General features: G+C 64.1%; 7 protein-coding genes and 1 pseudogene. 6 read left to right on the plus strand and 2 right to left on the minus strand.

Going from position 1 to position 8,810, the window contains the following annotated elements; genetic code table 11:
* A partial coding sequence (locus tag QOC89_RS01890; RefSeq protein WP_323043469.1) for a S4 domain-containing protein occupies positions 1-725 on the minus strand: 725 nt, incomplete at its 3' end.
* A gap of 312 nt (positions 726-1,037) precedes the next feature.
* On the opposite strand from QOC89_RS01890, the gene QOC89_RS01895 reads away from it, so the two are divergent.
* The 6 genes from QOC89_RS01895 to QOC89_RS01920 all read left to right on the plus strand — a co-directional run bounded on the left by QOC89_RS01895 (position 1,038) and on the right by QOC89_RS01920 (position 8,637).
* Positions 1,038-4,361: an Rne/Rng family ribonuclease gene (locus QOC89_RS01895; RefSeq protein WP_323043470.1), complete on the plus strand. Its 3,324-nt coding sequence runs from the start codon at positions 1,038-1,040 to the stop codon at positions 4,359-4,361.
* A 272-nt stretch (positions 4,362-4,633) separates the two neighbouring features.
* Positions 4,634-5,743 (plus strand): GTP 3',8-cyclase MoaA, encoded by a 1,110-nt coding sequence (gene moaA / locus QOC89_RS01900; RefSeq protein ID WP_323043471.1) that lies wholly within the window; start codon positions 4,634-4,636, stop codon positions 5,741-5,743.
* Positions 5,744-5,755: 12 nt separating this feature from the next.
* Positions 5,756-6,370: a molybdenum cofactor guanylyltransferase MobA gene (mobA, locus tag QOC89_RS01905; protein ID WP_323043472.1), complete on the plus strand. Its 615-nt coding sequence runs from the start codon at positions 5,756-5,758 to the stop codon at positions 6,368-6,370.
* A gap of 75 nt (positions 6,371-6,445) precedes the next feature.
* Positions 6,446-7,747 (plus strand): gephyrin-like molybdotransferase Glp, encoded by a 1,302-nt coding sequence (gene glp / locus QOC89_RS01910; protein WP_323043473.1) that lies wholly within the window; start codon positions 6,446-6,448, stop codon positions 7,745-7,747.
* Positions 7,748-7,873: 126 nt separating this feature from the next.
* Entirely contained in the window at positions 7,874-8,149 is a 276-nt protein-coding gene (locus QOC89_RS01915; RefSeq protein ID WP_054036190.1) for a hypothetical protein, read from the plus strand.
* Positions 8,149-8,637, plus strand: a complete 489-nt coding sequence (locus tag QOC89_RS01920; RefSeq protein ID WP_323043474.1) for a GNAT family N-acetyltransferase — start codon at positions 8,149-8,151, stop codon at positions 8,635-8,637. The genes QOC89_RS01915 and QOC89_RS01920 overlap by 1 nt, the downstream gene beginning before the upstream one ends.
* Positions 8,638-8,650: 13 nt before the next feature.
* Here the strand turns inward: QOC89_RS01920 and QOC89_RS01925 are convergent.
* A pseudogene (locus QOC89_RS01925) lies at positions 8,651-8,810 on the minus strand (DNA recombination protein RmuC); the annotation flags it as partial.

The raw sequence follows: 8,810 nt of genomic DNA on the forward strand, positions 1-8,810 counted from the left end.
ACCGGCGCCTGAGACGCCGCCTCGTCGCGCTGAGCGATGCGGATGGGCGGCACCCGCACCAGATCGCCCAGCTCCAGCCGGTATTGCGCGTCGATCCGGCCCTTGTTCACGCGAACTTCCCCGCTGCGCAGGATGCGGTAGATATGGCTTTTCGGCACGCCCTTGCAGACGCGCAACAAAAAGTTGTCGATGCGCTGTCCGGCCGCGCTGTCGTCGATTTCGATGAGCGAGACCTGGTCGCTGGCGACCGCGTTTGCTACCGGACCTGTGACCGATTTCTGGGATATTTTGCCTAACTCTTTCATTCTGAATATAATTTGCCCAGCAGTCTGCGGCGGCCGGCGCAGTGTCCGGAATTCGGGCGGATTGCGCAGGTGCAAGCGATAAACCGTTATTTTACTTGCGCCGGGGTCTGGTTGCTCACCCTCAAAATGAGATGCAACAAGTTGCACGCACGAGGTCAGTACCCGGCAGGGACGGCGCCCACAGGCGCGTTCGGTCAAGGTCAGCTTCGACGGTAACGGAATTTTGGTCAAAAAGAATTTAACTTTCAGCTTCGGTATCGGGCGGTCTGACGCCCTGCTGGTTGAAGCTGCCGGTTGCGAAAATACGGCGTGCGCCCGAGGCGTCTTGTAGAAAATACAAGACATGGCGACGTCAAAATGAGGCGAGACACCCCCAGCGAGAAAAGACGCGCCGACTGCGCGAACTTCCCGTTGCGGCATGACCGCAGCCTTCGACCCTCCGGTCACGCGCCCAGTTGGCGCACCGGCGCGAGTGGACGAATGGCTTATGAAGGTCTGCTGGCAGAACCCGCGGCGTGTCGGGTCGTTATTTGAAGCCGTGTTCGCATGTGCCCTGCGGCACCGTGCCCATTTCTCAATGGGAGCGGGCCCTCTCAGGCAATTCTCCCGCCAATGTTCCCGCTCCAGCGTGCTTGTGAAAACACAATAAGGCGCGGCATGCCGCTACCCTCCTGGCTCTCGCGACTGACAACCGCGCAGCTGAGGGCTAGCTAAGCCGCCTGGAGCCGTTCAATGAAACGAATGTTGTTCAATGCGACGCAGCAGGAAGAACTGCGCGTTGCCATCGTCGATGGGCAAAAACTCATCGATATCGACATCGAAACCGCCGGGCGCGAACAGCGCAAAGGCAATATTTACAAGGGCATCATCACCCGCATCGAGCCTTCGCTCGAGGCCTGTTTCGTCAACTACGGCGAAGACCGCCACGGCTTTTTGCCGTTCAAGGAAGTCGCCCGCCAGTATTTCCGCGACGGCGTCGATATGCGCTCCGCGCGCATTCAGGACGCCCTGAAAGAAGGCCAGGAACTGATCGTTCAGGTCGAAAAGGAAGAGCGCGGCAACAAGGGGGCGGCCCTCACCACGTTCATCTCGCTCGCCGGCCGGTATCTGGTTTTGATGCCGAACAACCCGCGCGGCGGCGGCGTATCGCGCCGGATCGAAGGCGACGACCGTCAGGAACTGCGCGAAACCATGGCGCAGCTGCAATTGCCGGAAGGCATGAGCATCATCGCGCGCACGGCCGGGATTGGCCGCAGCGCCGAAGAACTGCAGTGGGACCTGAACTACCTGATGCAACTGTGGCGCGCCATCGAGGCTGCGTCGCAAAGCGGTTCGAGCGGCCAGCCGATGCTGATTTATCTCGAATCGAGCCTCGTAATTCGTGCGATTCGTGACTATTTCCAGCCGGATATCGGCGAAATCCTGATCGACACCACCGAAATCCATGACCAGGCCCGTGCCTTCATGGATATCGTGATGCCGGACAATGTCAGCAAAGTGAAGCGGTATCACGACGACGTGCCGCTGTTCTCGCGCTTCCAGATCGAACACCAGATCGAAACCGCGTACTCGCGCACGGTACCGCTGCCCTCCGGCGGCGCCATCGTGATCGACCATACGGAAGCACTGGTCGCGATCGACGTGAACTCGGCACGCGCCACCAAGGGCGCCGACATCGAGGAAACGGCTGCGCGCACCAACCTCGAAGCGGCCGACGAAGTGGCCCGCCAGTTGCGCCTGCGCGACCTGGGCGGCCTGATCGTGATCGACTTCATCGACATGGAATCGGCCAAGAGCCAGCGCGAAGTCGAGCAACGCCTGAAAGACGCTTTGAAGCACGACCGTGCGCGCGTCCAGATGGGTAAGATCTCGCGCTTCGGCCTGATGGAACTGTCGCGTCAGCGCCTGCGTCCGGCGCTGTCGGAAGGCAGCCACGTGACCTGCCCGCGCTGTAACGGCACGGGCCACATCCGCGATACCGAATCGTCCGCGCTGCAAGTGCTCCGGATCATTCAGGAAGAAGCGATGAAGGAAAACACCGCGGCGATCCATTGCCAGGTGCCGGTCGAAGTGACCGCCTTCCTGTTGAACGAAAAACGCGCCGAAATCAACAAGATCGAATCGCGTTTCAAGGTCAATGTCGTCCTGATCCCGAACAAGCATCTCGATACGCCGCATTACAAGCTCGAGCGCCTGCGTCACGACGATACGCGTCTCGACGAACCGCGCGCCTCGTGGAAGATGGCCGAGGAAGCAGCCCGCGAACTGGAATCGGAAACCGGTTACAGCAAGCGTGCCGAAGAAGTGAAGCCGAAGCAGGAAGCGGCGGTCAAGGGCATCACGCCTGAGAAGCCGGCGCCGAGCGCGCCGGTTCGTCCGGCGGCAACCCCGGCTCCGGTGGCAGTCACGCCGGCTGGCGGCGGCTTTATCGGCTGGTTGAAGAATCTGTTCGGCATGCAGCCGGCCGCCCCGGCGCCTGCCGCGCCGGCTACGGCTGAAAAGCAGCCGCGTCCGCAACGCGGCGAACGCACGGAGCGCGGTGAGCGCACCGGCGATCGCGGCGGCGATCGCAACCGCAATCGCCGTGGCGGCGCCGGCAGCCGCGACGCAGCGGGCCGGGCCGAAGGCACGACCGGCGGCCGTCAGGCTCAAGTTCAGCAGCCGTCGCAGCGTCGCGAGGAACGCGAACCGCGCGAAGGCCGTGAGGCACGCGAAGGTCGTGAACCGCGTGAAGCACGCGAATCGCGCGAGCCGCGTGGGAATCGTGAGCCGCGTGAGGTCCGCGAAGGCCGCGAACCGCGTGAGGCTCGTGAACCGCGTGAAGGTCGCGAGGGCCGCGAAAACCGTGACCGCGACAATCGCGGCACTGATCGTGCGGTGGAAACCGTCGACGGCGCACCGCGCGCCGAGCGTGGCGAGCGCCAGGAACGCGGGGAACGTCGTGAACGTGGCGAGCGCGCTGAACGTGGCGAACGCCGCAAGCAGCAGCCGGAAGCAGATGCACTGACGCAGAACGACGCCCTCACGACGGAAGAGCTGGCGCAAAACCAGGCCAGCTTGGGCGAAAACGGTGCCCCGGTCGACCAGGAAGCGGTGGCGCGTGAAGGTGAAGAGCGTCGTCGTCGCCGTCGCGGCCGCCGTGGCGGTCGTCGTGAGCGTGAAGAAGACGTGAACGGCAACCTGGCTGCAGACGTCGCGGAAGCTGAAGGCGACAACACCAATGTGACCGACGAAGCGCCGATGCGCACCGCGCATCAACCGGTTGAGCACAAAGCTGAAGTCAACGAAGCGAACGACGTCAAGCCGGTGGAAGTGGTTGTCGCCGCCGTCGCAACGGAAACCGCTGTCGTCAGCGAACTGCATGCCGCAGTCGAAACGCCGGCTCTGGCCGTCGAGAAGGCTGCCCGGACGGAAACGGTTGTGCCGGCCGCGCAAGCGCCGGTGGCACCGGTTGCAGTCGAGCAGGCAGTGGAAGCACCGGTGGCGCAAGCCGCTGTTGCGCCGGTTGAAGCCGCCCGGGCTGTGCCGGCCGCGAGCGAGACGGTTTCGCTCGTCGAACCGGTTGCTCACGCTGAAGCTCCCGTTGAAGCTCGGGTTGAAACGCCTGTTGAAGCTCGGCTCGAAACGCCGGTAGTTGCGCCGGTCGTCGAGGCGCAAGCCGCGCCGGCTCCCGTAGAAACCGCAGCCCCGGCGGCCGTGGTCGAAGCACCGGCTGCCCAGCCGGCGCCGCAGGCCGAGATCGTCGAACCGCAGCCGGTGGTTGCAGCGGTCGCGCCGGCAGTCGAGACGGTAGTCCCGGCAGCAGTCGAGCCGGCGCCCGTCGCAGTGGCTCCGCAAGCACCGCGTAACGGCGGCGTATCGGAAGAAGCCCTGAAGCCGGTGCTGGAACAAGCCGGTCTCGTCTGGGTGAACACCGACGCCGACAAGCTGCGGGCCGCCCAGGAAGCCGCTGCGCAAGCGGCCAAGCCGGTTCGCGTGGGTCGTGAGCGTAAGGCGTTGCCGCCGGTTGAAACGGCGCCGATGCAAATGGTGGAAACCGGTAAGCACCCGCAGTAAGCGAACCGCCGCCACGCAAAAAGCCCGCCCTGACCGGCGGGCTTTTTGTTTTTATGGGCGCCGGACTGTTTTTGGGTACCGGGCGGCCAACCCTTGTGGCGCGCTTTATGCGGCTCCCCGTATACCCCAACAGCGTCCGGGGTCTGCCAGCCGCCGAATGCATTTCCGCTAGAATGAAGATCCGGGTTCCAATCGCAGCAATAGTCGTAGCGCCAGACAACAACCACGCAGCACCTGAGCAGCCCAAAACGAAGCATCAAGCGAATCAATTCATGTCCCGACGTATCATCCCTGTAGCCGATCTCAGCGCGATGCCGGTCATCTCCGGCGCCGTGCAGACGCCTCGTGGCGCACTGCACGATACGCTGGCGCGCCCGCTGCGCGACCTACGCATCTCGGTGACGGATCGCTGCAACTTCCGCTGCGTCTACTGCATGCCGCGCGCGGTGTTCGACAAGGATTACGCGTTCTTGCCGCATGGCGCGCTGCTCAGCTTCGAAGAAATCGAACGATTGGCGCGGCTCTTCGTCGCGCATGGCGTGGAGAAAATCCGCCTGACGGGTGGCGAACCGCTGCTGCGCAAAAATCTGGAATTTCTGATCGAACGGCTCGCGCAACTCACCACGCCGGAAGGCCGTCCACTCGATCTGACGCTGACCACCAACGGTTCACTGCTGGAGCGCAAGGCACGCAGCCTGAAAGACGCCGGCCTGACCCGCGTGACGGTGAGTCTCGACGCGCTCGACGACGCCCTGTTTCGCCGCATGAACGACGCCGACTTCGCGGTCGCCGACGTGCTGGACGGAATCGCCACGGCCCACGCGGTGGGGCTCGCGCCTATCAAGGTCAACATGGTTGTCAAGCGCGGTACCAACGACAGTCAGATCGTGCCGATGGCGCGCCACTTCAAAGGCTCGGGTGCGGTATTGCGTTTCATCGAGTACATGGACGTGGGCACGTCGAACGGCTGGAACATGACCGAAGTGCTGCCATCCGCCGAGGTCGTGACACGGATCGCCGAACATTTCCCGCTGGTGCCGCTCGAAGCGCACAGCGCAGCCGAAACCGCGCAGCGCTGGGGTTATATAGACGGCAGCGGCGAAATCGGCGTGATTTCGAGCGTGACACGGGCGTTTTGCGGCAGTTGTACGCGAGCGCGGCTGTCGACCGAGGGCAAGCTGTACTTGTGCCTGTTCGCATCGTCCGGTCACGATCTGCGCGCCTTGCTGCGCAGCGGCTCGAGCGACGCCGAGATCGCCACGGCCGTTGCCGAAATCTGGCAAGCCCGCGGCGACCGCTATTCGCAATTGCGTGGCAGCAGCGCCGCTGCGCCACGTGTGCAGGACGGCCGCCGCGTGGAAATGTCGTATATCGGCGGCTAAACCGCCAGACCCATGAATCCGACACGCGACAACATCACCGGTCTGGTCCTCGCGGGCGGACGCGGCATGCGTATGGGCGGCCTCGACAAAGGGCTGCAACCGCTGCGCGGCGAGCCGCTCGCGGCCCATGTACTGAAGCGGCTCGCACCGCAAACCGGCGCGTTGCTGATCAGCGCCAATCGCCATGCCGATGTCTACAGCACGCTCGGCGCGCCGTTCGGCGCCAAGGTGCTTGCCGACACCCTGCCTGGCTTTCCCGGACCGCTGGCGGGGCTGCTGGCCGGACTGCGCATGGCCGGCACCGCGTACGTGTTGAGCGCGCCCTGCGATACGCCGGGATTCCCCACCGAACTCGCCGAGCGACTCGCGCAGGCACTGCACTCGAATCAGGCTGACATCGCCACCGTCACGACCACCGACGCCCAGGGTCACGTCTCGCTCCATCCCGTGTTCGCGCTGCTGCGCACGAGTCTCGCGGACGACCTCGCAAGCTTTCTGGAAGCCGGTGAGCGTAAGGTCCGCGCGTGGTACGCGCGCCACAGGACGGTCGAAGTCGCCTTTGCCGACGAGCGCGCGTTTTACAATATCAATTCTTTACACGAACTCGCCGACCTCGAGCGTTGCTGAGGCCCCGGTTTCAAATCCCGCTCCGGCCGCACGGCAACAGCCGCTCCCGCCTCTGGTCGCGACGTCCACTCCTTCATGACCACGCTTAACGAATTTTCCCGCTGCGTCACGCAGTACGATCCTCACGCGCTACCCGTCCCGGCCGCTCAGGCGATCGTCCGTCAATGGGCAACGCCGGTCACGGCGGTCGAACGCGTGCCTTTGCGCGATGCGCTCAATCGCGTGCTCGCGGCCGACATCGTCTCGCCGATCGACGTCCCTTCACACGACAACTCGGCCATGGACGGCTACGCGTTCAATCGCGCGGCATTGGCGGCGAACGAGTCGACGATCGATCTGACGATCGTCGGCAAGGCGCTGGCCGGCCATCCGTTCGCTGGCCACGTGGGTACGACGCAATGCGTGCGCGTCATGACAGGTGCCTGCATGCCGGCTGATTGCGACAGCGTCGTGCCGCAGGAACTCGTCGAGCGCAGTGCCGATTCCACCTCGATTCGGTTTGCGGCCAATGCGGTGCGAGCCGGCGCCAACCGGCGTCTGGCCGGCGAAGATCTCGCTCGCGGTCACGCCGCGCTGCGCGCCGGCCGCATCATGCGCGCATCGGACCTCGGTTTGCTGGCTTCGCTCGGCATTGGCGAAGTCAACGTACGGCGGCGTTTGCGCGTCGCATTTCTATCCACCGGTGACGAATTGCGCTCGCTCGGTGAGCCACTCGACCCGGGTTCAGTGTACGACAGCAATCGCTACACGCTGTTTGCGATGCTCCGGCGCCTGAACATGGATACGTTCGATCTCGGCGTGGTGCGCGACGAACCCGCCGCGCTCGAAACCGCGCTGCGCACCGCCGCGGCCAGCGCCGACGTGGTGTTGACGTCGGGCGGTGTTTCGGTTGGCGAGGCGGATTTCACCAAGCAATTGCTGCAGACCTTCGGCGACGTCGCCTTCTGGAGTCTGGCCATGCGCCCAGGCCGGCCGCTCGCTTTTGGGCGCGTCTGGTCCGGCGAGCATCCGGGCCTCGGGCAGCCCGCGCTATTCTTCGGCTTGCCGGGCAATCCCGTGGCCGTGATGGTGACGTTCTATCAAATCGTCCGCGAGGCGCTGCTGTTGATGTCCGGCGCGACGCCACAGGCGTTGCCGGTCTTGCGCGCCGCCAGCCGCCAGCCGATCCGCAAGCGCGCCGGCCGCACCGAGTACCTGCGCGGCGTGGCCGAGCGCGATGCGCACGGTCAATGGCATGTCACGCCAACGGGCTCGCAAAGCTCCGGCGTGTTGAGTTCGATGAGCGAGGCCAATTGCTTCATCGTGCTCGGGCACGACGAAGCCGAGATTGCCGAGGGCGAGCACGTCGATATCATGCTGTTCGACGGTCTCATCTGATGACGTACTGAGCGCTTCTGTTGTGGCCTGATTTGCGGCTTTGTTTGCCACGTTAATTGCAGCCGCATTTGCAGCCTCGTTTTGCAGCTTTACCGATTACCACTTCGACACACGGGTTTGACTTACATGAAAAAACAGATCTCGTTCATTGCACCGGGACAGACAGCCAAAGCACTTATCCTCGTGTACTTGACGTTCTCGGTGCCAATCGTGCTGCTCGGCGTGCTGGTGGCGTTCATCCGCTACGGCTCGGTCGAACTGAGCACGGTGTTCAGCGCATTGCTGCTGAACGCGATTCTCGGCTTCATCCTGCTGTGGATTGCATGCCACGCGTACAACTGGGTGGCCTCTCGCTTTGGCGGCATCGAAATCCAGCTGACCGACGCGCCGGAAGAGGCGTAATGACCGCAACGATCCGCGCCGCGACCCCCGCGGATACCGGCGCCATCTTCGCGCTGACGTACGAGCTGGCCGAATTCGAAAGCCTCACGCACGTATTCGTCGCGACTGAAGACGGTTTGCGTGACGCGCTGTTCGGCGCGCGGCCGTCGATCGAAGCATTGGTGGCGGAAGACGAAGGACGCCTCGTCGGCTACGCGCTGTTCTTCCACAATTACTCGAGCTTCGTCGGCAAGCGCGGGCTGTATCTGGAAGACGTCTACGTGCAACCGGGTCAGCGGGGCAGCGGCCTTGGCACCGCGATACTCGCCCGGCTGGCGGCGCTGGCCGTCGAGCGGCAGTGTGGACGCTTTGAATGGACCGTGCTCGACTGGAATAAGCAGGCCATTAGCTTCTACGAGAAGATGGGCGCCTCGGTGATGCCGGATTGGCGTGTCGTGCGTCTCGCGGGTAACGCGTTGGAACGGCTGGCAAGCCGGGCCGCTTACTAGGCCCGGCCCCACGCTACTGCTCGTCGGGATCCACGCCCGTCAGTACATCGCCGAGCAATCCGCTCGCCTCTTCACCCGGCAACGCCTCGACGTCCCGCAGCTTGCGGTTCATCACGCGGGTGCGGGTTTCCGCGGCTTCGATCGAACGCGTGACGGTTTCAAGCTGTGCCTTG

It is taken from the genome of Paraburkholderia sp., assembly GCF_034668105.1.
GTDB lineage: Bacteria > Pseudomonadota > Gammaproteobacteria > Burkholderiales > Burkholderiaceae > Paraburkholderia.

What these genes read in the sequence shown, in the direction of transcription:
- mobA (WP_323043472.1), top strand. Translation starts at nt 5,756, where the DNA reads ATGAATCCGACACGCGACAACATCACCGGTCTGGTCCTCGCGGGCGGA.
- QOC89_RS01920 (WP_323043474.1), top strand. Translation starts at nt 8,149, where the DNA reads ATGACCGCAACGATCCGCGCCGCGACCCCCGCGGATACCGGCGCCATC.
- moaA (WP_323043471.1), top strand. Translation starts at nt 4,634, where the DNA reads ATGTCCCGACGTATCATCCCTGTAGCCGATCTCAGCGCGATGCCGGTC.
- QOC89_RS01915 (WP_054036190.1), top strand. Translation starts at nt 7,874, where the DNA reads ATGAAAAAACAGATCTCGTTCATTGCACCGGGACAGACAGCCAAAGCA.
- QOC89_RS01895 (WP_323043470.1), top strand. Translation starts at nt 1,038, where the DNA reads ATGAAACGAATGTTGTTCAATGCGACGCAGCAGGAAGAACTGCGCGTT.
- glp (WP_323043473.1), top strand. Translation starts at nt 6,446, where the DNA reads ATGACCACGCTTAACGAATTTTCCCGCTGCGTCACGCAGTACGATCCT.